Source organism: Dolomitihabitans soli, from assembly GCF_022213955.1.
Classification (GTDB): Bacteria; Actinomycetota; Actinomycetes; order Streptosporangiales; family Streptosporangiaceae; genus Streptosporangium_A; species Streptosporangium_A soli.
This window is the reverse complement of the sequence record NZ_JAKNTW010000024.1, coordinates 128,947-153,380: the sequence shown is the minus strand read 5'-3', so window position 1 is coordinate 153,380 and position 24,434 is coordinate 128,947. Positions and strand designations below refer to the sequence as shown.

The 24,434-nt window shown below is 71.0% G+C and carries 24 protein-coding genes; 11 read left to right on the top strand and 13 right to left on the bottom strand.

Annotated features, from left to right (window positions below; genetic code table 11):
* Positions 1–3: 3 nt before the first annotated feature.
* From MBA17_RS35905 to MBA17_RS35880, 6 genes are read right to left on the bottom strand one after another with little or no spacing between them, the layout of a single operon-like run.
* The gene (locus tag MBA17_RS35905; protein WP_238501919.1) at positions 4–672 is read right to left on the bottom strand and encodes a DUF6084 family protein; all 669 of its coding nucleotides are present in this window, start codon (positions 670–672) and stop codon (positions 4–6) included.
* Between the two features lie 4 nt (positions 673–676).
* On the bottom strand, positions 677–883 hold the full coding sequence (locus MBA17_RS35900; RefSeq protein WP_238501918.1) for a hypothetical protein: 207 nt from the start codon (positions 881–883) through the stop codon (positions 677–679).
* 13 nt (positions 884–896) lie between these two features.
* Positions 897–1,541, bottom strand: coding sequence for a DUF5947 family protein (locus MBA17_RS35895; protein ID WP_238501917.1), 645 nt, complete (start codon positions 1,539–1,541; stop codon positions 897–899).
* Entirely contained in the window at positions 1,538–2,062 is a 525-nt protein-coding gene (locus tag MBA17_RS35890; protein ID WP_238501916.1) for a NifU family protein, read from the bottom strand. The genes MBA17_RS35895 and MBA17_RS35890 overlap by 4 nt, the downstream gene beginning before the upstream one ends.
* 2 nt (positions 2,063–2,064) lie before the next feature.
* Positions 2,065–3,864 carry a nickel-dependent hydrogenase large subunit gene (locus tag MBA17_RS35885; protein ID WP_238501915.1) on the bottom strand — a complete coding sequence of 600 codons (1,800 nt, stop codon included), beginning with the start codon at positions 3,862–3,864 and terminating at the stop codon, positions 2,065–2,067.
* 16 nt (positions 3,865–3,880) lie between these two features.
* On the bottom strand, positions 3,881–4,927 hold the full coding sequence (locus MBA17_RS35880; protein WP_238501914.1) for an NADH-quinone oxidoreductase subunit B family protein: 1,047 nt from the start codon (positions 4,925–4,927) through the stop codon (positions 3,881–3,883).
* Between the two features lie 176 nt (positions 4,928–5,103).
* Between MBA17_RS35880 and MBA17_RS35875 the strand changes: the two genes are divergently transcribed.
* Positions 5,104–5,628 (top strand): DUF1440 domain-containing protein, encoded by a 525-nt coding sequence (locus tag MBA17_RS35875; protein ID WP_238501913.1) that lies wholly within the window; start codon positions 5,104–5,106, stop codon positions 5,626–5,628.
* A 122-nt stretch (positions 5,629–5,750) separates the two neighbouring features.
* Complete coding sequence (locus tag MBA17_RS35870; RefSeq protein WP_238501912.1) at positions 5,751–6,662, top strand: hypothetical protein; 912 nt, start codon at positions 5,751–5,753, stop codon at positions 6,660–6,662.
* Between the two features lie 240 nt (positions 6,663–6,902).
* Here MBA17_RS35870 and MBA17_RS35865 read toward each other — a convergent pair whose 3' ends face one another.
* The gene (locus MBA17_RS35865) at positions 6,903–7,883 is read right to left on the bottom strand and encodes a sulfotransferase family protein (RefSeq protein WP_238501911.1); all 981 of its coding nucleotides are present in this window, start codon (positions 7,881–7,883) and stop codon (positions 6,903–6,905) included.
* Between the two features lie 143 nt (positions 7,884–8,026).
* Between MBA17_RS35865 and MBA17_RS35860 the strand changes: the two genes are divergently transcribed.
* From MBA17_RS35860 to MBA17_RS35845, 4 genes are all read left to right on the top strand, one after another.
* Entirely contained in the window at positions 8,027–9,403 is a 1,377-nt protein-coding gene (locus tag MBA17_RS35860) for an NtaA/DmoA family FMN-dependent monooxygenase (RefSeq protein ID WP_238501910.1), read from the top strand.
* A complete protein-coding gene (locus tag MBA17_RS35855; RefSeq protein WP_238501908.1) occupies positions 9,400–10,590 on the top strand; it encodes an LLM class flavin-dependent oxidoreductase in 1,191 nt (396 codons plus the stop codon). Before MBA17_RS35860 ends, MBA17_RS35855 begins: the two co-directional genes overlap by 4 nt.
* A complete protein-coding gene (locus MBA17_RS35850; RefSeq protein ID WP_238501907.1) occupies positions 10,587–11,663 on the top strand; it encodes an LLM class flavin-dependent oxidoreductase in 1,077 nt (358 codons plus the stop codon). Before MBA17_RS35855 ends, MBA17_RS35850 begins: the two co-directional genes overlap by 4 nt.
* A 79-nt stretch (positions 11,664–11,742) precedes the next feature.
* A complete protein-coding gene (locus MBA17_RS35845; RefSeq protein WP_238501906.1) occupies positions 11,743–12,882 on the top strand; it encodes an LLM class flavin-dependent oxidoreductase in 1,140 nt (379 codons plus the stop codon).
* Here the strand turns inward: MBA17_RS35845 and tnpA are convergent.
* Positions 12,791–13,273 (bottom strand): IS200/IS605 family transposase, encoded by a 483-nt coding sequence (gene tnpA, locus MBA17_RS35840; RefSeq protein WP_238501905.1) that lies wholly within the window; start codon positions 13,271–13,273, stop codon positions 12,791–12,793. The genes MBA17_RS35845 and tnpA overlap by 92 nt on opposite strands.
* A 43-nt stretch (positions 13,274–13,316) precedes the next feature.
* Here tnpA and MBA17_RS35835 point away from each other — a divergent pair, with 43 nt between their 5' ends.
* Both MBA17_RS35835 and MBA17_RS35830 read left to right on the top strand, forming a co-directional pair.
* The gene (locus tag MBA17_RS35835; protein ID WP_455432921.1) at positions 13,317–14,450 is read left to right on the top strand and encodes an RNA-guided endonuclease InsQ/TnpB family protein; all 1,134 of its coding nucleotides are present in this window, start codon (positions 13,317–13,319) and stop codon (positions 14,448–14,450) included.
* Positions 14,451–14,527: 77 nt separating this feature from the next.
* A complete protein-coding gene (locus tag MBA17_RS35830; RefSeq protein WP_238501903.1) occupies positions 14,528–14,755 on the top strand; it encodes an ABC transporter ATP-binding protein in 228 nt (75 codons plus the stop codon).
* A gap of 6 nt (positions 14,756–14,761) precedes the next feature.
* Here the strand turns inward: MBA17_RS35830 and MBA17_RS35825 are convergent, their stop codons facing one another.
* From MBA17_RS35825 to MBA17_RS35815, 3 genes are all read right to left on the bottom strand, one after another.
* A complete protein-coding gene (locus tag MBA17_RS35825; RefSeq protein WP_238501902.1) occupies positions 14,762–15,454 on the bottom strand; it encodes a hypothetical protein in 693 nt (230 codons plus the stop codon).
* A gap of 120 nt (positions 15,455–15,574) precedes the next feature.
* Positions 15,575–16,027, bottom strand: a complete 453-nt coding sequence (soxR, locus tag MBA17_RS35820) for a redox-sensitive transcriptional activator SoxR (protein WP_238501901.1) — start codon at positions 16,025–16,027, stop codon at positions 15,575–15,577.
* A 37-nt stretch (positions 16,028–16,064) separates the two neighbouring features.
* Entirely contained in the window at positions 16,065–16,823 is a 759-nt protein-coding gene (locus MBA17_RS35815) for a DUF4097 family beta strand repeat-containing protein (RefSeq protein WP_238501900.1), read from the bottom strand.
* Positions 16,824–16,998: 175 nt separating this feature from the next.
* On the opposite strand from MBA17_RS35815, the gene MBA17_RS35810 reads away from it, so the two are divergent.
* Positions 16,999–17,919, top strand: coding sequence for a S1 family peptidase (locus MBA17_RS35810; RefSeq protein WP_238501899.1), 921 nt, complete (start codon positions 16,999–17,001; stop codon positions 17,917–17,919).
* A 101-nt stretch (positions 17,920–18,020) separates the two neighbouring features.
* Here the strand turns inward: MBA17_RS35810 and MBA17_RS35805 are convergent, their stop codons facing one another.
* Together MBA17_RS35805 and MBA17_RS35800 are read right to left on the bottom strand one after the other, a co-directional pair.
* Positions 18,021–18,515, bottom strand: a complete 495-nt coding sequence (locus MBA17_RS35805) for a beta-class carbonic anhydrase (protein WP_238501898.1) — start codon at positions 18,513–18,515, stop codon at positions 18,021–18,023.
* Between the two features lie 71 nt (positions 18,516–18,586).
* Positions 18,587–18,778 (bottom strand): transposase, encoded by a 192-nt coding sequence (locus MBA17_RS35800; RefSeq protein WP_238501896.1) that lies wholly within the window; start codon positions 18,776–18,778, stop codon positions 18,587–18,589.
* A gap of 108 nt (positions 18,779–18,886) precedes the next feature.
* Between MBA17_RS35800 and MBA17_RS35795 the strand changes: the two genes are divergently transcribed.
* Positions 18,887–21,793: a helix-turn-helix transcriptional regulator gene (locus MBA17_RS35795; protein ID WP_238501894.1), complete on the top strand. Its 2,907-nt coding sequence runs from the start codon at positions 18,887–18,889 to the stop codon at positions 21,791–21,793.
* A 197-nt stretch (positions 21,794–21,990) separates the two neighbouring features.
* Positions 21,991–24,306, top strand: coding sequence for a phosphoketolase family protein (locus tag MBA17_RS35790; RefSeq protein WP_238501892.1), 2,316 nt, complete (start codon positions 21,991–21,993; stop codon positions 24,304–24,306).
* The last annotated feature ends 128 nt before the right edge of the window (positions 24,307–24,434 follow it).

Sequence of the window (24,434 nt, the reverse complement as noted above, 5' to 3'; positions counted from 1 at the left end):
CGGTCACCCACCGTCCGCCCGGAGCAGGGCGTGCACCGCGTCGTCCCAGGTGGCCAGCGTGTGATGCGTCTTGTAGGCGTACAGCCGGTCGAACGCCTCGTGGCTCAGCCGTACCCAGGCGGTGTTCGGGAAGTAGTGCGCCATCGTGTCCTTCCACGCCCGCACCGGCATCCGGAAGACGGCTTCGGTGTCCCACGGGATCCGTACCGCCCGCAACCGGTCGTCCTCCTGGTAGAAGATCGTTCCGCTGAAGAGGAAGTCCAGCGGGACCTCCCCCTCCCGCAGCCCGTGCAGATACTTGGCCGCCGCCACCTCGAAGTCATAGGTGCAGCCCACCGGGATGATCGCGGTCGTGCCCCCGGTGAACGCCGGTATCTGCGTGACCGTCTGCGTCCACAGCAGGCTCCGCAGGTTCCTGCCCCACTCCGCGGGCGCGCCGAACAGCTCCGCGAGCCGCTTCTGGCCGGCGTCGTCGTAGGTGCGGTCGGCCGCGTCGATGCGGATGTGGGTGTTCAGGGCGACCGACCGGATCGCCGCCCCGCCGATGTCGTCGATCCGCAGCCTGAACGCCAGCGTCGGCGTGGCCGCGAACTCCTGCGTCTCGACCCCCTCGACGGAGATCCGCAGGATCGGCTGGCAGGCCGTGCCCGGAGGAGTCTGACTCGTCGTCATCGGCTCAGGCCGGAGACAGGTTGGGCATGCTGCGGTCGATGGGCTCGCGGTCGCAGGGATTGATCCCGGTCGATCGGGCGGCCGTGGAGCGGCCGTCGGGCAGATGGCCCGGCTGGCACTCGTAGTGGCCGAGCGAGTTGCCCTGCTTGACGCCCTTGGTGTGCGAGGGGGCGTCCGGGCTCACCTCGGGTCTGCCGGTCCTGATGGCCATTGTCTGGTTCCTCTCACATGCCGGTCGCGGCGACGGATTTGGCCCGCCCGCGTAGTTCGGTGAAGAACCGGGCGATCTCCTGCCACACGTCGGCGCCGCCCGCCAGCCCTTTCCAGTGGGTGCGCAGCAGTCCGACCAGCGCGTAGCAGTCGTCGACGGGCACCAGCCAGTGGTCCCGCGAGTCGCCCGTGCGGTCCACGAGCAGGGCCTCCACGTCGTGCGCCAACCGGCGCAGCACCGGGTTGACCCGCTCCAGCTCATCCCAGGTCGCCTGCTTCAGCGGCGACTCGACGGCGCCGGCCGGGCTGGGGTACAGCAGGGCCGTCCGTCCCGCCGCCGAGTCGCGGAGGAAGAACGCCATCCGCACCGGGATGCGGAGGCCCTCCCAGGTCGCGTCGTCGAGGGCGAAGTCAGTGAGGTGCCACCGCCGGTCCGGGACCAGGCGATACCGGTCCCCGCCGGCGGCGGCGTGGTCGAACAGCACGGCGCAGGCCCGGCAGGCGCAGCGCAGCTCGCGGGCGCCGCGGTCCAGCAGGTGCCGGTGGGCCGGGGCGACGGGCGCGGCGCACAGCTCGCAGCGTTCGGCCCGCTCCTGCCGTTGCCCGGCGGGCCGGTTGATCAGCCTGTGCAGCCCGCTGTCCGCGATCCGCGTCGTCATGCCGCCCCCGTGCCGCGCCGCAGGCTCTCGACGGGGATCAGCACGGGCGCCGGGCCCGCCTCGTCGATCTCCACCCGCTCGATCTCCGGAGCCGCGTCGCGGATCGCCTCCTGTACGGCGGTGCGCAGCCTGGCCGTCGCGCCGCCGCATCCGCCGCGATCCTGGCGGAGCCGTACGCGTGCCACGTTCTCCGCCAGGTCCACCAGCTCCGCGGTCGCCCGGCCGAGGATCGGGCGGAGCCGCCCCAGCGCCGCCTCCGCGCGGGTGCGCGGGTCCACCGGGTGCAGGCCGTGCAGCAGCAGCAGGTGCGACACCAGCTCGTCGTCGGCCAGCTCCTTGCGCAGCGCGTCGTCACCGGCGGCCATGACACGCGCCAGCGCCTCGCCGTACAGCTCCAGCAGTGACTGGAGCAGCTCGATGGCGGTCGTCCTGGCGGCCGGGTCGGGGAGCGACTCGGTCCGCTCCAGCAGGGCGCAGACGTGGCCGACCCGGTCGGCCGCCTCGTGGTCGTCGCGTTCCATGGTCACACCTGGCCGGAGACGCTCGTGCCCAGCGTGGGGGAGTGCACCTGCTTGAGGACCTTGCCGTCGCCGAGGTACATGTGCACGCCACAGGGCAGGCAGGGGTCGAAACTGCGGACCGTCCGCATGATGTCGATGCCCTTGAAGTTCGCGGGGCCGTTCTCCTCGAAGATGTGCGTCCCCTGCACGGCGTCCTCATACGGGCCGGGGGTGCCGTAGATGTCGCGCGGGCTGGCGTTCCACGGGGTGGGCGGATACGGGTGGTAGTTCGCGATCTTCCCCTCGCGGATCACCATGTGGTGGGACAGCACGCCGCGCACCGCCTCGTGGAAGCCGCAGCCGATCGCCTCCTCGGGCACCTCGAAGTCGGTGAAGACCTTCGTGCGCCCGGCCCTGACCTCCGCCATCGCCTTCTCCACGAAGTAGACCGCCATCGCGGCGGAGTAGGCGATGAAGTAGGCGCGGGCGCGGTTCCGCTCGATGGTGTTCGACCACTGCGGGATCTTCCACTCGAACTGCATCTCCGGGAAGGCCGCGCTCTTGGGCAGGTTGATCTGCACGCTGTGGCCGGTCGCCTTCACCGCTCCGGTGTCGACGATCCCGGCGAGCGCGGTCGTCCACAGCCGGGCGAGGGGCCCGCCGCCGGTGTCCAGCGCGAGGTGGTCGTCGGTGGCGGAGTCGTACCAGCGCGGGCTCATCACCCAGCTGTAGTTGCCGTCCGCGAGGTCGCGTTTCTGCGGCCTCGGCAGCGTCGTCTGGTTCCAGGGGTGCCGCTGGTCGATCGGGTTGCCCAGCGGGTCGTGCGTGACGAAGGTCTCCTCCTGCTGCCAGTCGTCGTAGTAGGAGCTGCCCAGCAGGATCCGCAGCCCGACGTTGATGTCGACCAGGCTCGTCGTCCGCAGCTCGCCGTCCAGGACGATGCCGGGCGTCACGTACATCCGCCGGCCCCACTCGCCCATGTTCCGGTAGTCGTAGTCGACCCCGTCGGGATCCTGGAAGGATCCCCAGCAGCCCAGCATGACCCGTCGCCGGCCGACCTCCTCGTAGCCGGGCAGCGCCTCGTAGAAGAAGTCGAAGAGGTCGTCGTTCATCGGGACGGCCTTCTTGACGAAGTCGAGCACCTTCAGCAGCCGGACCAGGTAGTCGGTGAACAACTGCGGCGTCGCGACCGTGCCCACCCCGCCGGGATACAGCGTCGAGGGATGCACGTGCCGCCCCTCCATCAGGCAGAACATCTCCCGGGTGAGCCTGCTCATCTGGAGGGCCTCGCGGTACATCGAGCCGGTGAACGGGTTGAAGGCCCGCATGATGTCGGCGATGGTCCGCAGCCCGTGGATGCTCCCCCTGGGCGCCTCGGTCGTCTCCGCCCGGCGCAGCATGCCGGGGTTGGTCTCCTTGACCATCTGCTCGCAGTAGTCGACGAACACCAGGTTGTCCTGGAAGAGCGTGTGGTCGAAAATGTACTCGGCGGCCTCGCCGAGATTGATGATCCATTCGGCCAGCGGCGGCGACTTGATGCCGTAGGCCATGTTCTGCGCGTAGACGGAGCAGGTCGCGTGGTTGTCGCCGCAGATGCCGCAGATCCGGCTGGTGATGAAGTGCGAGTCCCGGGGATCCTTGCCGCGCATGAACACGCTGTAGCCCCGGAACAGCGATGATGTGCTCTTACACTCGACGACCTCGTTGTTCTTGAAGTCGATCTTGGTGTAGATGCCCAGGTTGCCGATGATTCTCGTGATCGGGTCCCAGGACATCTCGACGAGCTCGCGGGACTCCTGCGCCTGTTGCGTGCGGATTGCCACTTCGACCTTCCCCCTGCTATCCCTGGCCCCAGCGGGGGTCGTATCCGCTGGTCAGCTCGGGGCGGTTGTGCCGCCACTTCGGTTCCTTGTTCACGGTCTTGTTGGTGATCCCGCGTAGCTTGCGGATCAGCGATCCGTACGCCGTGGACATCGCCGAGGACACCGTGCCGCCGGGCGGCTGGTCCATGAACGGCATGAACTTGTCGGGGAAGCCGGGCATCGTGCAGCCGATGCAGATCCCGCCCACGTTGGGGCAGCCGCCGACGCCGTCCATCCAGCCGCGCTTGGTCACGTTGCAGTTGACCACCGGTCCCCAGCAGCCGATCCGCACCTGGCATTTGGGGGAGTTGTAGTCCTTCGCGAAATCACCCTGCTCGTAGTAGCCGGCTCGGTCGCATCCCTCGTGCACCGTCTTGCCGAACAGCCACGTCGGGCGGAGCTGATCGTCGAGCGGGATCATCGGGGCGAGCCCGGCGGCCTGGTAGAGCAGCCAGGTCAGCGTCTCCATGAAGTTGTCGGGCTGCACGGGGCACCCGGGCACGTTGACGATGGGCAGGCCGCCCGCCGAGCGGAAGTCGTGGCCGAGGTAGTCGGAGAGGCCCATGCATCCCGTCGGGTTGCCGGCCATCGCGTGGATGCCGCCGTACGTCGCGCAGGTCCCGGCCGCGACCACCGCCCACGCCTTGGGCGCGAGCCGGTCGATCCACTGGTTGACGGTGATGGGCTCGCCGGTCACCGGGTCGTTGCCCATCGACGTCCAGAAGCCCTCCCCGTTGATCCGCTCGTTCGGGATCGAGCCCTCCATCACCAGGATGAACGGCCCCAGCGTGTCCTCCGCGGCCTGGTGGAAGGCGGCCATGAAGTTCGCGCCCACCTCCATGGCCAGCACCTTGTTGTGCAGGTGCACCTTGGGCAGGCCGGGGACGAGGCCGAGGACGACGTCCTCGATGCTCGGCAGCGTGGCGGCCGTCACCGAGACGGTGTCCCCGTCGCAGCTCATCCCCTCGGAGGTCCACAAGATGTGAACCTCGTCCAGCGCGGTCTTCGTCTCGGCTGCACTCATGGCGCAGGCCCCCTTATCGGCCAATCAGGCGTCATGCTGTGTTTATCAACCGTCGAAGGCGACGGGTAAGTGTGCGCCGCATCTAGTCCGTGCAGGTCAGCGGCAGGTTTGGGACCGGTTGGCCTTGGTATCAAATGGTTGCGTAGAGTGACGGATCGGCGAAGAAGGTGCGGCGCATGACGCAGACCCGGGTCACGTCCCCGGCCACCGAGTCGTCCGGGGGCACCCGGCCGGCCGGAGGCCGCGGAGCGGCGCGGCCGATCCTGCGCGCCGCGGCCCGTGGCGCGATCGGCGCGATGGCCATGTCCGGTCTGCGCCAGGCGTCGGCGGCGCTCGGCGTGATCGAGAAGGTGCCGCCGGAGTCGGTCCTGGAACGTGCGACCCCGGGGCTGCTGCACCGCTTCCCGCCCGAGCGGCGTCCGGTTTTGATCGAGGCCGTGCACTGGCTCTACGGGACGGCCGGCGGCGCCCTCTTCGGGGCCCTGCCCCGCGCCCTGCGCAGGCGGCCGTGGGCGGGACCGGCCTACGGGCTGCTGTTCTGGGGGGTCTTCGAGGTCGGCATCGCCCCGGTGCTCGGCCTGCCGCGCAAGGAGGACCACCGGGTCGCCGAACGGGTCGCGTTGCTCGCCGACCATGTGCTGTACGGGACCGTCGTGGCGGCCTCGCCCTGGCCGCACCGGGAGGAGGGCCGGCTCGACTAGTCCTTCCCCATCCAACCTACCAATTCGGTAGGCTAATTCGGACGTCAAAGTCAGGCCGACGCCGCGACCACGAATGGTGAATGTCTGTGAGCGCTTCCGAAGCACCGCCTAGCCTCGACCCCATGCTGATCGATGAGAACGATCCCCGGCTCGCCGCGCTGCTCCCGGCCCCCGGTCGTTCGGTGGTCGCCGTCGCGCCCGCCGTCGCGGGAGACGGCCACTGGGCCGGCGCGCCCAGCGCGGTCGCCGCCGACGGGCTGATCTACCTCGCCTACCGCCTGCGCCGCCCGCTGGGACAGGGCCGGGGGCACGCGATCGTGGTCGCCCGTTCCGTCTGCGGCGAGGTGTTCGAGACCGTGGCGACGATCACCAGCGAGGAGATGGACACGGAGTCCCTCGAACGCCCGGCACTGGTGCGCACCCCCGAAGGGCGCTGGCGGCTGTATCTCAGCTGCGCCACCCACGGCACCAAGCACTGGCGGGTGGAGGTGTTGGAGGCCGACGACCCCGCGACCTTCGATCCGCGGCTGCGCAGGACCGTGCTCCCCGGCGACCCGAAGACGGGCGTGAAGGACCCGGTCATCCTGCGGCGGGGCGGCGTGTGGCACCTGTGGGCGTCGTGCCACCCCCTGGCCCGGCCCGACGAGGCGGACCAGATGGTCACCGACTACGCGACCAGCGCCGACGGGCTGAAGTGGACCTGGCACGGGACCGCGCTGAGCGGCCGTCCCGGCGGGTGGGACGGCCGGGGCGCCCGCGTCACGGCGGTGCGGTTCGTCGGCGAGCAGGTGCTGGCCTTCTACGACGGGCGGGCCAGCGCGGCGGAGAACTACGAGGAGCGGACGGGTGTGGCAGCCGGCTCCGATCCGGCCGAGCTGGCGCCGCTGGGCGCCGCGCCTGCCGCCGTGTCGCCCCATCGCGGCGGCGGCCTGCGCTATCTCGACATCGTGGAGCTGCCGGCGGACCGCGTCCGGCTCTACTACGAGTACACCAGGGACGACGGCGCGCACGAGCTCCGCACCGAACTGCGCTGACCCACGCCGAACTGCGCTGATCCGTGCTCACCTGCGCCGAGCGGCGCTGATCCGTGCTGACCTGCGCTGATCCGTGCTGATCCGTACTCGCCTGTGCCGAGCCGCGCTGGCCCGTGCTGACCTGTGCCGAGCCGCGCTGGCCCGCGCTGATCCGTGTTGGTGCGCGCGGTCCTGCCGTGCCTGGACGCGACCGTGCCGAGTGGCGCTGGTCGCGCGGGGCCGAACCGGGCCTGCCGCCGATCACGGGAGGCCGGCGCGGCCGTTGCGGGCCTGCCGCTGGCCGTCGGGGCGCGCGCCGACCAGCCCTCCCGAGCGGGCCTTGGGGCCGAGCCAGTCGCTGAAGTCGTCGCCGGTGACCTGCTGCAGCAGGGCGATGTCGGCGGCGAAACGGGGGAGGAGCGACTGCCGCTGCTCCCAGGTGAGCGGTCGTCTCGGATGCCCTCGCCGTTGGAGCAGCCCTTCCAGCGGCTGGGTGAGCACCGTGCCCAGCGGCCCCAGGTAGCCGCCGACCCGCGCCCCGGCGCGCAGCGTCGCCGACAGCAACTGGTGGCCGTGGCCGGCCTCGGGGTGCGCGGTCACGTTCTCCCTGGGGACCTCGGTGAGGACGCCCTGCTCGACGCCGAGAAAGGCGCAGATCCGGTCCAGCGTCCGCGCGGGCCGGTCCACCAGGTCGCGGTACCGGAAGATGAGCACCTGCTCCCTGGGGAACAGCCGGAACAGGTGCTCCAGTTGCTCGCCGTACCTGCCGAGGGCCGTGTAGTGCCAGAAGGGCGCCCAGCCGGCGGCGATCCGCCGCTCCTCCTCGGCGCACGCGCGCACCACGTCGCCGATCGGCTCCAGGCCGGCCGACCACAGGTGGGTCCAGTTGGAGTGGGCCCGCTCGATCGGGTCGCGCAGCACCACGATCAGCTTGACCCGGGGGACGGCCGCGCGGATGCGTCGCTGCGCGGCACGGTCGTACAGGTAGAAAGGGGTTGATTCGCCGCGCGGGACACCCGGCGGGGCGGCGGCGAACAGGGCTTCGTACCTGTCGCGCCGCCAGACGTGTTCGCGGTAGCTCTGGCTGTCCCCGGGCCCGCCCCGTGTCGGCGGGGGGCCGTCCGTGAGGAAGAACTTCGGTTCCTTCACCGGGGACAGGTAGAGCCCCGGGTGCCGCCGCAACGCGGCGTGCACGGCTGTCGTCCCCGCCTTGGGGACGCCGATCACCAAGAAGTTCGGCATTGGCATGCTCGTCCTCCCAGTTCCACCAGCATAATACCTTAATTTCCTACCAAATCTATAGGTAACTTCACCTGCCGGGCTGCCGTTGACACAGAAACCTAGTTTTCCTACTGTTTAACTAGGAATAGAAGGAAGGGGACACCGTGATCGCTTCCACCGACCCGCCGCCCGGCCGGCCGGGGCACGTGCCACGCAGGATTCACCTCGCCGCGCACTTCCCCGGAGTGAACAACACCACCGTCTGGACGGACCCGAGGTCGGGCAGCCAGATCGACTTCGCGTCCTTCCAGCACCTGGCGCGGACGGCGGAGCGCGGCAAGTTCGACTTCTTCTTCCTGGCCGAAGGGCTGCGGCTGCGCGAGCTGAAGGGGCGCATCCACGACCTGGACGTGGTCGGCCGCCCGGAGGCGCTCACCGTGCTGGCCGCGCTGGCGGCGGTCACCGAGCGGCTGGGCCTGGCCGGTACGGTCAACGCCACCTTCAACGAGCCGTACGAGCTGGCCAGACGCCTGGCCACGGTGGACCATCTGAGCGACGGCAGGGCCGCCTGGAACGTGGTGACCACCTCCGACGCCTTCACGGGTGAGAACTTCCGGCGCGGCGGCTACCTCGACCGCGCCGACCGCTACACCCGGGCCGCCGAGTTCGTACGGCTCGCACGCGAGCTGTGGGACTCCTGGCAGCCCGACGCGATCGCCGCCAACCCGGAGCCCGGCGTGTTCGTACGGCCGGACGGCATCGGCACGATCGACCACCAAGGGCGACATTTCACCATCGCGGGCCAGTTCACCCTTCCGCGCTCCCCACAGGGCCACCCGGTGATCATCCAGGCGGGCGACTCCGACGAGGGACGGGAGTTCGCCGCCGCGACCGCCGACGTCGTCTTCAGCAGACACGGCACCCTGGACGAGGGCCGGGCCTTCTACGCCGACGTCAAGGGCAGGCTGGCCCGGCACGGGCGCGAGCCGGACGACCTGAAGATCATGCCCGCCGCGACGTTCGCGCTCGGGGACACCGAGGAGGAGGCGGCGGAGAACGCCGCCGAGATCCGCCGCCACCAGGTGAGCCCGCAGACGGCGATCGCCTACCTGGAGCAGGTCTGGGGGCGGGACATGTCGGCATACGACCCGGAGGGGCCGCTGCCCGACATCGAACCGGACACCGACGGCGAGGTCTCCCAGGGGCGGGTGCGGCTGGACGACCGGCTGGCGATCGCGGCGAAATGGCGGGCGCTGGCGGAGGAGCGGCGGCTGTCCATCCGCGAGCTGGTCATCGAGGTCACCGGCCGCCAGTCGTTCGTCGGCACGCCGGAGACCGTGGCCGGGCGGATCGACGCGTTCGTCCAGGCGGCGGCCGCCGACGGGTTCATCCTGGTGCCGCATCTCACGCCGGGCGGGCTCGACGACTTCGTGGACCGGGTGGTGCCGATCCTGCAGGAACGTGGTGTGTTCCGCGCCGAGTACACGGGCACGACGCTCCGCGACCATCTCGGCCTCGCCGTACCGGGGGCGGCGGCATGACCGGGGCGCCCCTCCACCTCGCGGTGGCCCTCGACGCGGCCGGATGGCACCCGGCGGCCTGGCGCGACCCGGTGGCCAGGCCCAGAGAACTGTTCACCGCCGGCTACTGGGCCAAGCTGGTCGGCGAGGCCGAGCGCGGCCTGATCGACTTCGTCACCATCGAGGATGCCCTCGGCCTGCAGTCCTCCCGGCCCGACGGCCCCGACGGACGTCTCGACCTGGTCAGGGGCAGGTTCGACGCGGTGCTCCTGGCGGCCCGTCTCGCACCGCTGACCAGCGCGATCGGGCTGGTGCCGACGGCCACGACCACGCACACCGAGCCGTTCCACGTGGCGATCGGCATCGCCACCCTCGACCACGTGAGCGGAGGGCGGGCCGGGTGGCGCGCGCAGGTGTCCGCCCGCGCGAGCGACGCCGCCCACTTCGGCCGTAGAACCTTCCCCGAGGTCACGCCGGAGACGATCGGCGAGCACCAAGGCCATATCGCGGGCCTGCTGGCGGAGGCGGCCGACGCGGTGGAGGTGGCCCGGCGGCTCTGGGACAGCTGGGAGGACGACGCGGAGATCCGCGACGTGGCCACCGGACGGTTCGTCGACAGGGACCGGCTGCACTACATCGACTTCACCGGGAGCCGGTTCTCGGTCAAAGGGCCGTCGATCACCCCCCGCCCGCCGCAGGGACAGCCGGTCGTCACCGCGCTCGCCCACGCGCGCCCGGCGCAAGAGTTCGCCGCCGGGAGCGCGGACGTGGTCTACGTGACACCGCACGACCGCGAGCAGGCGCGATCCGTGGTCGCTGAGCTGCGGAGCCTCCCCAGGGCGGGCGAGCCGCTGAAGATCTTCGCCGACCTGGTCGTCTTCCTGGACGGCGACACGGGCCGCGCCGTGGAACGCAGAACGCGACTCGACGAGCTCGACGGCGCGGAGTTCGCCTCGGACGCGGCGGTGTTCGCCGGAACCGCCGAGGATCTCGCCGACCTGCTCCTGGACTGGGCGCAAACCGGGATCCAGGGGTACCGGCTGCGGCCCGGGGTGGTGCCGCACGACCTCAAGGGCATCACCCGGGGCCTGACCTCGGCGTTACGCAGACGCGGCGTGTTCCGGGACGCGTACGAGGCGGACACGCTGCGCGGTCTGCTCGGACTGCCCCGCCCGGCCGGCCGCCACCGACGAGCGAGCACCTCGTGAAGTTCCTGGCCATCACGCTCATCGTGCACGGACCCCATCCGATCACCGGGGAGACGAAGTCCACCACGGCCCGCTTCCGCGAGGTGCTGGACAACGCCGTCCTCGCCGAGGAACTCGGCTTCGACGGCTTCGGCGTGGGGGAGCGGCACGAGCGCCCGTTCATCTCCTCCTCGCCGCCGGTCGTGCTCAGCCACATCGCCGCGCTGACCTCCCGGATCCGCCTCTTCACCGCCGTCACCACACTCAGCCTGCTGGACCCGGTACGCGCCTTCGAGGACTACGCGACCCTGGACCACCTCTCCGGCGGACGCCTCGAACTCATCATCGGCAAGGGCAACGGGGCCGCGCAGGCCCAGCTCTTCCACGTGACGGGCGAGGACCAGTGGGAGCGCAACCGCGAAGGCTACGAGCTGTTCCGCAAGCTCTGGCGGGCGGACAAGGTCACCTGGACGGGCCGCTACCGGCCGTCCCTGACCGGCGCGGAGACCCTGCCGCGCCCCCTCCAGCAGCCGATCCGGGTCTGGCACGGCAGCGCCACCAGCACCGAGTCGGTCGAACTCGCCGCCAAGTACGGCGACCCGTTGTTCTCCGCCAACGTCACCAACCCGATCGAACCCTACGCCGAACTGATCGCCCACTACCGGGAACGCTGGGCGCACCACGGGCACGACCCCGCCGACGCGCTGGTCGGGGCGGGCAGCGCCGGATACTACGGCGCGAAGACCTCCCAGGAGGCGATCACGACCTACCGGCCGATCTTCGACGCCCGCCTCGCCTTCTTCAGGAAGGCCGGCATCGACCCGGTGTTCCACACCCTCGAGGACGCGATCGAACGCGGCTCGATCCTCGTCGGCAGCCCACAGCAGATCATCGACAAGGTGCACCGCTACCACGAGCGGTTCGGCCACGAGGTGATGCACCTGCACGCCGACGCCGACGGCCTGACCGACGAGCGGCACCGCGCCACGCTGGAACTGTTCCAGAGCGACATCGCACCCGTGCTGCGCAAGGAGATCCCCAGCAGACCGTTCCCCGGAGCCGGTGGCGGCGCGCCGCCGGAGGAGGAGTCATGACACAGGACCGTCATCCCGGCGGCAGCCGAGTCCCGGCAGTGAGCACCATGACGACGCCCACCAGAAGGACGGTGCCCCAGTGACCGTGCCGCTCGCCATCCTCGACCTCGCCCCCATCTCGTCCGGCAGCGGCACGGGAGACGCGCTGCGCAACACCATCGATCTCGCCCGGCGGGCGGAGGAGCTCGGCTACCACCGGTACTGGCTCGCCGAACACCACTTCGCCCCCGGCGTGGCGAGCTCGGCCCCGGCGCTGCTGATCGCCCTCGTCGCGCAGGCCACCAGCACGATCAGGGTCGGCTCGGGAGCCGTGCAGCTGGGACATCAGACGCCGCTGGCCGTCGTGGAGCAGTTCGGCCTCATCGACGCGCTGCACCCCGGCAGGATCGACCTCGGCCTCGGCCGTTCGGGGCAGCGCAGGACGGAACTGCTGCGCGAGCCCGCCCCCGAACCCCAGCCGGCCCACACGGTCGACGGCCTGCTCATCCCCGCCCCCTTCTCCTTCGCCGCGATCGCCGGCTCGCCGCTGTTCGCCCTCTACGCGTCGCTGCTGCAGCAGCCCGGCGCCCAGACGCCCGACTTCGCCGACCAGGTCGACGCGATCGCCGCCCTCATCGGGGGGACCTACCGGTCGGCCGACGGGATCGCCGCGCACGCCGTACCGGGGGAGGGCGCCGACCTGGAGTTGTGGATCCTGGGCAGCAGCGGCGGGCAGAGCGCTCAGGTGGCGGCGGAACGCGGGCTGCCGTTCGCGGCGAACTACCACGTCAGCCCGGCCACGGTGCTGGAGGCGGTGCAGGCGTACCGCAAGGCGTTCAAGCCGTCGGCGACGCTGGCCGCGCCGTACGTCATCGTGTCCGCGGACGTGGTCGTGGCGGCCGACGACGACGCCGCCGCCGACCTGGCCAAGCCGTACGGGCTGTGGGTGCGCAGCATCCGCACCGGCGCGGGGGCGATGCCCTACCCGTCGGAGGCGGAGGCGGACGCCCACGCGTGGACCGAGGAGGACCGGGCGCTGGTCGCGGACCGGATCGACACCCGCTTCGTCGGCTCTCCGGAGACCGTCGCGGAGCGGCTCCGGGTGCTGCAACGGGTCACCGGGGCCGACGAGTTGCTGATCACCACGATCACCCACGGGCACGACGACCGGGTGCGCTCCTACGAGCTGCTGGCCGGGGCCTGGCGGCGGGACGCGGAGCGGGCGGCGGTGAAGCCGTGAGGCCGGTCGCGAGGATGCTCCCCGTCGTGCTCGCCGCCGTGCTGGCGTTGAGCGCCTGCGGCACGGGGGCGGTCACGCTCCGCGAGGCGTCGGCCAGCTCCGACGCGAGTCGGGCCGAGACGCCCTTGAGGGAGTTGACCAGGACCGACAGGGCGACTTTGGGCGGATAGTGGACCAGTAGGTGCACATGATCGTGCTCGCCGTTGAATTCGACCACGACGTCGCCGAAGTTGTCGCATACCTCGATCATGATGTCTGCGCAGCGGCGCAGGATCTCATCGGTGAACACCTCGCGCCGATATTTCGGGATGCAGACCAAATGCGCATGAAGCGCGCAAACGACGCTTGGCCCCTTTCTAGCATCGGCGTACGGTTCCTCCTGTGGTGACATGGACTGAATGATAAAGTGTTCGACTGTGAAACTGGTGGTGCAGGTGAAGCTCCTGCCAACGCCTGAGCAGGCGGCGGCACTCGAGGCGACCCTGCGCGAATGCAACCAAGCGGCCGACCTCGTCGCGCGGACCGCGTTCACCACCGGAATCATCCGCGAATACGACCTACGCAAGCACACCTACTCCGCGTTGAAGGCGGGGGGCCTGGGTGCTCAGGCCGCCCAGCATGTGATCAAGAAAGTCGCCGACGCCTGCACCACGCTGAAGGCGAATCTGCGGGCTGGAAACCTGGGACCGCCGACCTCGCCACGCCGGATCCGCGCGATGAGCAAACCGATCACCTTCCGCCCGCATGCCGCCCAGCCCTACGACGACCGCTGCCTGTCCTGGCAACTACAAGCGGGCACGGTATCGATCTGGACCACCGCCGGGCGGCTGCGCGGCGTCGCGTTCACCTGCTCCGACCGGCAACTCGCGATGCTGAGCGCCCATCGCCGGGGCGAGTCGGATCTACTCGTGCGAGACGGCCGGTGGTTCCTGATCGCCACCTGCGACCTACCCGACGTCCCGGTCGCCGACCCGGATGGATTCCTCGGCGTGGATCTGGGCATCGCCAACATCGCCACCACCGCCACCGCCACCGGTGAGGGAACCCGGCACACGGGCCGGGGCCTGAACGCGGTCCGGCACCGCAACCGGGAACTACGCCGCCGGCTGCAGGCCAAGAACACCAAATCCGCCAGACGGCTGCTGAAGAAACGCCGCCGGACCGAAGCCCGCTTCGCCGCCGACACCAACCATGTGATCGCCAAAGCAATCGTGACCGAGGCAGAACGCACCGGACGCGGGATCGCCCTGGAAGACCTCCAAGGAATCCGCGACCGGGTACGGCTTCGCAAGCCCCAGCGGGTCACGCTGCACTCATGGAGCTTCCACCAACTGGGGAGCTTCATCGCCTACAAGTCCCGCCGGGCCGGGATCGCGCTGGTCTACGTCGACCCGGCCTACACCAGCCAGCAATGCTCGCTCTGCGGGCATGTGGATAAGAAGAACCGACCTGACCAGGAAACCTTCGCCTGTACGTCGTGCGGCTTCGCTGAGCACGCCGACGTCAACGCAGCCCGCAACATCGCCGCACGCGGTGTGGTGGGCTGGGCAGTGAGTCACGCTGCCTGACGCGGACCAGACCGTCGAAGCCATCGACGGCGAGGAACTGCAAGCTCGGTCCTTACGGCCGAGAAGCTGACGCACAGGTGCTCGACCTGCTGGCCGGAATCGTCTCCGGGGGCGGCACCGCCCTGCTGTTCATCTCCCACGACCTGGGCGTCGTCCACCATCTCAGCGACCGTGTCCTGGTCATGAAGGACGGGCGTGCCGTGGAGGAGGGGAACGTCGACGACGTCTTCCTGCTGCCCCGCCATCCCTACACCCGGGCGCTGGTCGCCGCGGTGCCCCGGCTGCCCCCGGCGAAGATCGCCTAGCGGCGTTCAGGACAGGCCGAGCTGGCGGGCGAGGGCGCGGGCGTCCACGGCGGCGCCGTAGGCGTTCTTGTAGAGCCGCCACCAGATCCGCCCGCCGAGATACTCCTGCATGGTCGGCGGGGCGACCGCGGAGACGATGTGCGAGTCGGGATCGAACCCGAGCCCGCTCGGCAGCGTCCAGCCCGCCTGGGCCCGCTCGTCCAGCGTGGTGAGCAGGCCCAGGTTCGGCCCGCTCACCATGATCACCCCGGTGCCGTGGCCGTGGGCGAGTGGCCCGGCGGCGGCCTCACGGTTGCCGGGCGCGAGGGGCGAGGTGAGGACGACGGGCCGCCGGTGGTGGTGGCGCCGGCACATCAGCCGGTCGAGTTGCAGCGACGCGTAGCCGAAGGTCTCCGGGTCCCCGTGCGGCGGCTCCGGCAGACCCAGCGCCGCCCGCGCACCGACCTCGGTGACGATGAGCAGGTCGTTCTGGTACGGCCTGGCCCCCTCGTCGGCGAGCCGTCCGGGGTTGCCGAGCCGGCTCTCCGCCGCGCAGTAGACGACGCTCTCGTCGACCAGGCCGGCGGTGACGAGCGAGGTGGCGTACGCGGCGGCGACCAGGTCGCGGTCGTTCCGGTCGCCACCGGTCACGATCAACCCGGGGACGCGGCCGGTCTCCCGGGCGGTGACGATCCTGCGGGCGAATGCCGGATGTTCCATCGATGGCCTCCTCCACGTAGTTGTGGCAGGGGGGCTATGTGCGATCTTTCCGGTTGATGGCGGCCATCTCCAGGCGCATCGCCGAACACGGCCGATAACCTTCGGCCATGATCGGGTGGATCAGGAGTCGAGCAGCCTTCTGGGACCGGGCCCCTGCTTGCCGAGGGAGTCGGCGGGATTGATCAGCGCGCACTGCTCGAACGACAGGCAGCCGCAGCCGATGCACTCGGTGAAACGGTCGCGCATCCGCTCCATCTTCTCGATGCGGGCGTTGATCTCCGTGCTCCAGCACTCCGACGCCCGCATCCAGAACTCCCGGGTGGGCGGGGTGCCCTCCGGCAGGAAGCCCAGCACTCCCGCGATCACCGACAGCGGCATGCCGACGCTCTGGGAGGCCCGGATGAACGCGACCCGGCGAAGCGTGGAACGGTGGTAGCGGCGCTGGTTTCCGGCGGTGCGCCGGCTGTCGATGAGCCCCTCCCGCTCGTAGAAGCGCAGCGCCGACGCGGGGACGCCGCTGCGGTCCGACAGTTCGCCGATGGTGAGTTCCTTGGTGAGGGCTTCGGACGGCATGACGGCCAGTTTAGTGCGACCTGAACCGTTGTTTACGTCAGTGTCCGGCGGGCTCGGTCGTTCGGAGGCGGACGTCGTCGTTGTCGCTTCTGATGACGATGGTCCGCTTGCTGCCTGGAGCGTGCCGTACCTCTGAGTCGCGCGTGCCGTGCCGGGTGGACGCGTCGATCCGGTAGGAACCCTTGACCTCGGGCAGCAGGGCGGTCACCCGGCCGTGCGCGGACAGGGCGCGCACCTTGGACGGCGGCGCGACGAAGAACAGATCGACGTCGCCGGAGCCGGACCGCGCCGTCACGGACGCGGACCGGCCGCCGGTCAGCACCAGGGAACCGTCCGTGCTGCGCAGCCGTACGTCGCCGGCGGGCTTCTCGACGCGGATGTTCCCGCTCCGCGTGGCGATCACGAGGTTTCCGGCCAGGCCGGTGAGCCGGACGTCATCCTGGCCGCCCTCCACGATCACATTCGGCGTGCCCGGCACCCTGACGAGGTAGCGGGCGCCGCAGTCCCCGATGATCATGTTGCAGTCGGCCGTGAGGACGAGCCTCCCTTCGCGCAGCGACCAGGTGGCGTTGCCGTCCTGCGCCGCCTTGCCGCGCAGCCATCGCTCCACCTTCAGCCCCGGGCCGCTCCCGGCCACGACGTGCACCTGAACGCCGGGCCTGATGGTCAGCTGGTCGCCCGAGAAGGCGAAGTCGCGGCTGTCGTGCCGCTCCTCGGCCGCAAGGTCGATCCCGCACGACGTCAGGGCTCCCGCCGCGGCGAGCGCGGCGGCCACGGCCGTGATCTTCTTCATCATGTGGTCGAGCGTCGCATCCGGCGGTATCCCTCCAGATCGTCCGCCGGACCGATCGTCGCCGTCCGGCCTCGGCCATTCGGACGACGCAGTCCTTCGCGCCGAACGTTTGGCGACTTTGAGTAATGGACAGATTACGTTCTGTTGCTGAACGCTTTAGCTGCAGAAGGAGACCCCCGTGCGACAGTGGCATCCCTCACGCCGACTGGCGGCCGGCATCCTCGCGATCGCCGTCACGATCATCGTCGGCGGGCTCGGCGTCCCGCCGGCCTCCGCCGCCGCCGCCACCGGCACCGCTCCCGAACTGGAGGCGTTGAAACAGCGGCTCGACCGCCTCGCCGAGCAGGGCAAGGCCGGGAAGGCGCAGTACTGGTACATCGACACCGCGGCGCGCAAGGTGCACGTCGCGGTGCTCAGGGGCGGCGCGGACCTCGCGACCACCTCCTTTCTGGAGGCCGGCCGCCCCGGGCTCACCGTCACCCGCATGATCGCCGCGCCGGTCACCCCCTTCGTCGGCACGACGAAGGGCACGACGAAGCCGGGCACGACGAAGCCGGGCACGGCCACCAGGGCGGCCCCGACGGTCTACGGAGGTCAGCAGATCACGGCAGGCGACGTCTACTGCTCCACCGGCTTCAACGTCGACCGCGGCGGGCGGATGCGCACCCTCACGGCCGGGCACTGCCGCAAGCTGTCGGTCTCCTGGAACCTCGACGGCCGCCGCTTCGGCGACATCACCGCCTACAACTATCCGGGCGGCGACGTGTCGGAGATCACTCCGGAGGCCGACTGGCAACTGGCGTCCGCCGTCCGCAGGTCGGACGGCAGCATCCAGCCGATCAACTCCCTGGGGCGGCCGTCGCTCAACCAGCGGCTCTGCAAGACCGGCGCCACGACGGGCACCACCTGCGGTGTGGTCACCGCGCTCGACGTGACGGTCAACTACGGCGACGGGCCCGTCTACGGTCTCGCGCAGACCACGGTCCAGGCCGGCCCCGGTGACAGCGGCGGCTCCGTGTACGACTCCACCAGGGCGATCGCCCTCATCAGTGGCGGTCCGCGCGGTGGCGGCGAGTCGTTCGTCTACCCGCCGTTCTGACTCCGCCGTTCCAGACCGGCAGGACGGGCTCGGCGCGGAACCGGCCCGTCCTGCCACAGTCTTGTCCGTGCGTGTTCATCCGTGCGTGCGGGGTGGACCGGTCAGGTCTTGACCTCGCGCAGACGGCCGGTCTCGACCTCGTAGATGAAACCGCGTATCGCGTCGGTGTGCGGGATGAACGGGTCGGCCCTGATCCTGGCCGCGGACTGGATGACGTCCTCTTCGAGGTCGTCGAAGGCCTCGGCGGACCAGTCGGGCTTGATGCCGACCTCGGCCCTGATCGCCTCCTTGAAGACGTCGTCGGTGAAGGTGAGCATCCCGCAGTCGGTGTGGTGGATCAGGATGATCTCCCGGGTGCCGAGCAGTCGCTGGCTGATGGCCAGGCTCCGGCGCTCGTTGGCGGTCACCACACCACCGGCGTTGCGGATGACGTGGGCGTCGCCCTCGGTCAGGCCCAGCAGGCCGTAGACGTTGAGCCGGGCGTCCATACAGGCCAGGACGGCGAGGCGCTTGGCAGGCGGCATGGGAAGGTGTCCCTTGTCGAACCCGGTGGCGTAGCCGTGGGTGTTGGCGAGTAACTCGTCGGTGACGCTCAAGGCCTCTCCATTTCTGACGGTGTTCGGACCTCCTTACCGTCACCCAAATTTCCTACACAGTCAATAGGTATTTACACCGAGTGACGATCGAGGGTTCCCAGCTCCGCGAACTCGACCAGACTCGCCAGGTCCACCAGCGCGGACACCTCGCCGACCGACGTGCAGTAGGCGACGTGGTAGCCACGGTGCCGGACCCGGAGCACCTGCCTGCCGTCCAGCCTGATCGCTTCGACGGACCACCCGTCCACGCCAACCCATCTCATGCCACCCGATGATAGGAAATAGCAGGTCAAAGGGGTTTAAAGGGCATCATTGCCAAGACAAGCGAGGAGTGTGAATCGGGGGCGGCCCGGTGCTGCCATTCTTGGGTCATGAGCCTCCGCGCAGTCAGCCCCTTGTTCGCCGGGCGAGGCACCGAACTCGGGGCTCTCGTCGCGGCGCTCGGCCGGGCCCGCGAGGGGACTCCCTCGGTCGTCGTCATCGGCGGCGAGGCGGGTGGGGGAAAATCGCGGCTGCTGAGCGAGTTCGCCGCCCGGGTGCACGGCGAGTCCCCCGTGCTCGTCCTCACCGGCGGCTGCATCGAACTCGGCGCGGCCGGCCTGCCGTACGCGCCGTTCACCGCCGCGCTGCGCGACCTGGTGCGGGAACGCGGTCCCGAGCGGATCACGGGGCTGCTGCCGCCGGGCGCGGCGGCGGACCTGGCGCGGCTGCTCCCCGAGCTGGGCGGCGTGCCCGCGGACGCCGATCCGGACACCGCGCGGATGCGGCTGTTCGAGCGGATGCTCGCCCTGCTCGAACGGCTCGCGGCCGAGCAGCCGGTGGTGCTGGTCGTGGAGGACGCGCACTGGGCCGACCGGTCCACCCGCGACCTGCTGAGCTTCCTGACCCGCAACCTGCGGCGGGTGCCCGTCCTGCTCGTCGTGACGTACCGGTCGGACGAGCTGCACCGCACGCATCCCCTGCGGCCGCTCCTCGCCGAACTGGCCCGCGTCGAGATCGTCACCCTGCTGCGGCTGCCCCGGCTCTCGGCGGGTGAGGTCGTCACGCAGCTCGAAGGAATCCTCGGGCGCGCCCCCGATCCCGCGCTGGCCGAGCTGGTCCACGCCCGCAGCGACGGCATCCCGCTGTTCGTGGAGGCCATGCTCGGTCCCGACGGGCGGCCCCTGACCGATCTGCCCGAATCGCTGCGCGACCTCCTGCTGGCAGGTGCGCAACGCCTGCCGGACGAGACCCAGCGCGTGCTGCGGGTGATCGCCACCGGCGGGGACAGGGTCGGCCACGCCCTGCTCGGCGCGGTCGCCGGCCTCGACGACGAACCCCTGTCCGAGGCCGTACGGCCGGCCGTGAGCGGCAACGTGCTGGTGACCGACGCCGAGGGCTACGCGTTCCGGCACGCCCTGATCCGCGAGGCCGTACGCCATGACCTGCTGCCGGGTGAACACGCCGCGCTGCACCGCAGATACGCCGAGGCGCTCACCCGTGACCCCGCGCTGAGCGTCGGCGGGCGGCCCAAGGCGGAACTGGCCGCGCACTGGGCGGCGGCGCACGACAACGAGCGGGCACTGATCGCCGCGTGGGAGGCGGCGGCCGAGTCGGCCGCGGCGGTGGCCCACGCCGAGCAGCTCCAGATGCTGGAGATGGTGCTCGAACTGTGGGACAGCGTGCCGGCCGCGGCGACGCGGACCGGCGTCGACCAGGTGGCGGTCCTCGAACTGGCCGCGGAGAGCGCCTCCGCGTGCGGCGAGGCCGATCGCGGCCTGAGGTTCGTCTCGGCGGCCCTCGCCGGGCTCGACGAGGCCGCCGAGCCCGAACGCCGGGCCGTCGCGCTGATGCGACGGGCCCAGTTGCTCGACCTCCGGGGCCTGCCGGGCGCGCTCGACGACCTGATCGCCGCCGAGCGGCTGGTGCCGGAGCCGGGCCCGGTCCGCGTCACCGCGCTGGCGAACCTCGGCGGGGAACTCCTCCTCACCGGTCAGGGCGAGCTGGGACGCCCGATGATCAGGGAGTCGGCCCGGCTGGCCACGATGTTCGGCGACCGGTCGGCCGAAGCCGACGCCCTCACGACCCTCGCCGTCCTGGAGTCCATCGACGGCGAGCACACCGCGGCCGAGGACGCGCTCGAAGGATCGCGGATCATGGCCGAGCGGGCCGGATCGGGGCACCGTCTGCTCCGGGCCTTCGTCAACATCGCCGCCGAGCTGATCTTCCAGTCGCGGCACGCCGAGGCGATAACCACGGCCACGGAGGGCATCGCGCTGGCCAGGCGGCTGGGACGGGCCCGCACGGGCGGGGTCTACATCGCGGTCAACCTCGCCGACGCGCAGCTCTGCCTCGGGCACTGGGAGGACGCGGTCGCCACCATCGACGAGGCCGTCGCGCTCGACCCCAACCCGCCGCAGCGCGGCGAACTGCTCCTGATGCGGGCCGAGATCGCCGTCGCCAGGGGCGACCACGACCTGGCCGCGGAGCTCATGGCGGAGGTCCGCGACCTGCTGGCCACGGCGCGGCTGAACCGGTTCGGGTCGGCCACCCTGGCGCGCGTGACCATCGTGTGGCGGCACGCCCGCGGTGACCTGGCGGGTGCGGTCACCGCCGCGGAGGAGGCGCTGGCCGCGTTCGTCCCGCTGGCGGCTCCCTGGTATCTCTGGCTGATCCTCGTGCCCGGCATGCGGGTGAGCACGGAGGCCGCCCGGTCGGCGGAATCGGCCGACCGGGCGCGGGCGCTCCGGGAGTCGTTGCTGGTCGCCGCGGAGGGCCTCGCGGCCCCCGGCCGTTTTCACGTCGCCCGCCGTACCGCCTTCCTGGCGGAGGCCGCCGACCCGCACGATCTGGTCGCGTGGGACGCCGCGGTGGCCGCCTGGCAGGAGGCGGGCGAGCCGTACCACCTCGCGGCCGCCCTGGTCAGGGCGGCCGGGGCGGCCGCCTTCTCGGGGGACAGGGAAGGGGCGGGTGCACGGCTGCGGCGGGCGGCGGAGCTCGCCGACCGGTTGCGGGCGCGCCCGCTGGGCGAGGAGATCGACCGGCTGGCGCGACGGGCGAGGCTCACCCTCCGGCAGGACCGGCCGCCGGCGGAACCGGACCGGTTCGGGCTGACGCCGCGCGAGCTGGAGGTGCTCGGGCTGGTGGCCCGGGGGAAGAGCAACCGCGAGGTGGCGGAGGAGCTGTACATCTCGGTCAAGACGGTCAGCGTGCACGTCTCCAACATCCTGGCCAAGCTCGGCGTCGCCTCCCGCGGGGAGGCCGCCGCCCAGGCCCACCGCCTGCGCCTCTTCGGCTGAGATCCGATCCGGCATGGCGCGGCGATCCGCATCGGCCGGACCCGGCCGGGTACGGCGTGGGCGGCGCGGTCCGCCGGGTCGCCATGTCACCCGCGTGGCGGCGCAAGCTGCTGGTCTGCGGCGCGTCCCCGGACGGAAACTCGGCCCGGCCGCGGTGCTGGTCACATGATCCGCGCCGGCCGGGGGAGGGGCACGGTATGGATGGACTCGAGAGGATCGACGCCTATTGGCGGGCGGCCAACTATCTGTCGGTGGGACAGATCTACCTGCTGGACAATCCGCTGCTCACCGAACCGCTGACCGCCGGGCACATCAAGCCGCGCCTGCTCGGCCACTGGGGGACCACGCCGGGCCTGAACTTCTGCTTCGCGCACCTCAACAGGGTGATCAAGGAACGCGACCAGGAAATGATCTACATCGTCGGACCGGGACACGGCGGCCCGGCGGCGGTGGCGCACGCCTGGCTGGAGGGGACGTACTCCGAGATCTATCCCGATGTCTCGCGAGACGCGGTGGGCATGCGGCGGCTGTTCCGCCAGTTCTCCTTCCCCGGCGGCATCCCGAGCCATGTGGCGCCCGAGACCCCCGGCTCGATCCACGAGGGCGGCGAGCTGGGTTACTCCCTGGCTCACGCGTACGGCGCGGCCTTCGACAACCCCGGCCTGGTCGTGGCCTGCGTCGTGGGCGACGGCGAGGCCGAGACCGGGCCGCTCGCCGCGAGCTGGCACTCCAACAAGTTCCTCGATCCGGGCCGCGACGGCGTGGTGCTGCCGATCCTGCACCTGAACGGCTACAAGATCGCCAGCCCGACGGTGCCGGCCAGGATCGACGAGGCCGACCTGGTCAAGCTCATGACGGGGTACGGCTACCGCCCGCACGTCGTCGCCGGCGACGATCCCGCGGTGACGCACGAGCTGATGGCCGCCACCCTGGACACGGTGTTCGGGGAGATCGCCGCCTACCGGGAGGGCCGGGCGGACCGGCTGCCGATGATCGTGCTGCGCACCCCCAAGGGGTGGACCGGGCCCGCGGTCGTCGACGGCCTGCCGGTGGAGGGGACGTGGCGGGCGCACCAGGTGCCGCTGAGCGGGGTCCGCGACGACGACGGGCACCGGGCCATGCTGGAGGAGTGGATGCGCTCCTACCGTCCCGCCGAGCTGTTCGACGCCGACGGGCGGCCGATGCCCGAGATCGTCGAATCCGCGCCGCGGGGAATCCGGCGGATGAGCGCCAGCCCGCACGCCAACGGCGGCGGTCTGCTGCGTCCGCTGGCGCTGCCCGACTTCCGCGACTACGCGGTGCGGGTGAAGACGGTGGCGGGGCAGTTCAGCGAGCCGACCCGGGTGCTCGGCGGTTTCCTGCGCGACGTGGTGGCCGCCAACCCGCGCACGTTCCGGCTGATGGGACCGGACGAGACGGCCTCCAACCGGCTGTCGGCCGTGTTCGAGGCCACCGACCGGGCGTGGAACGCGGCGACGCTGCCCACCGACGAGAACCTGGGCCCCGGCGGACGGGTGATGGAGGTGCTCAGCGAGCACCTGTGCCAGGGCTGGCTGGAGGGCTACCTGCTGAGCGGGCGGCACGGCCTGTTCAACTGCTACGAGGCGTTCATCCACATCGTCGATGCCATGTTCAACCAGCACGCCAAATGGCTGGAGTCCGCCCAGAAGATCCCGTGGCGGCGGCCGGTCGCCTCGCTGAACTACCTGCTGTCCTCGCACGTGTGGCGGCAGGACCACAACGGGTTCAGCCACCAGGACCCGGGGTTCCTCGACGTGGTGATGAACAAGAAGGCGTCCGTGGTGCGGGTCTACCTGCCGCCGGACGCCAACACGCTGCTGTCGGTGACGGACCACTGCCTGCGTTCCCGCGACTACGTCAACGTGATCGTCGCGGGCAAGCAGCCCGTGCTGGACCTGTTCACCATGGACGAGGCGATCTTCCACTGCACGCGCGGCCTCGGGATCATCGAGTGGGCGGGCAACGACGCGGGCGAGGAGCCGGACGTGGTGCTCGCCTGTGCCGGGGACGTGCCCACGCTGGAGACCCTCGCGGCGGCGGCCCTCGTCCGCGAGCACCTTCCCGAGCTGAAGGTGCGGGTCATCAACGTGGTGGACCTGATGCGGCTGCAGCCCGACACGGAACACCCGCACGGCCTGTCCGACCGCGAGTACGACGCGCTGTTCACCGTAGACAAACCGGTGATCTTCAATTTCCACGGCTATCCGTGGCTGATCCACCGGCTCACCTACCGGCGCAACGGCCACGCCGACCTGCACGTACGCGGGTACCGCGAGGAGGGGACCACCACCACGCCCTTCGACATGGCGATGCTGAACGACATCGACCGGTTCCATCTGGTCATGGACGTCATCGACCGGGTGCCCGGACTGGCGATCCGGTCGGCCGGGCTGCGTCAGCGGATGGCCGACGCCCGCCTGCGCGCCCGCGCGTACACGCGGGAGCACGGCGAGGACCAGCCGGAGATCCAGAACTGGACCTGGCCGCGCTGAGCGCGCGGACGGCCCTCGGGTATCTGAGCCCGGCCGCGCTGAGCGGCGCGGACGGTCCGCGGCGTGGGGTTTCACCGGCGGGTGCCGGCCAAGCTGGGCGGGCCAAGCTGGGCGGGCCCGGCGGAGAC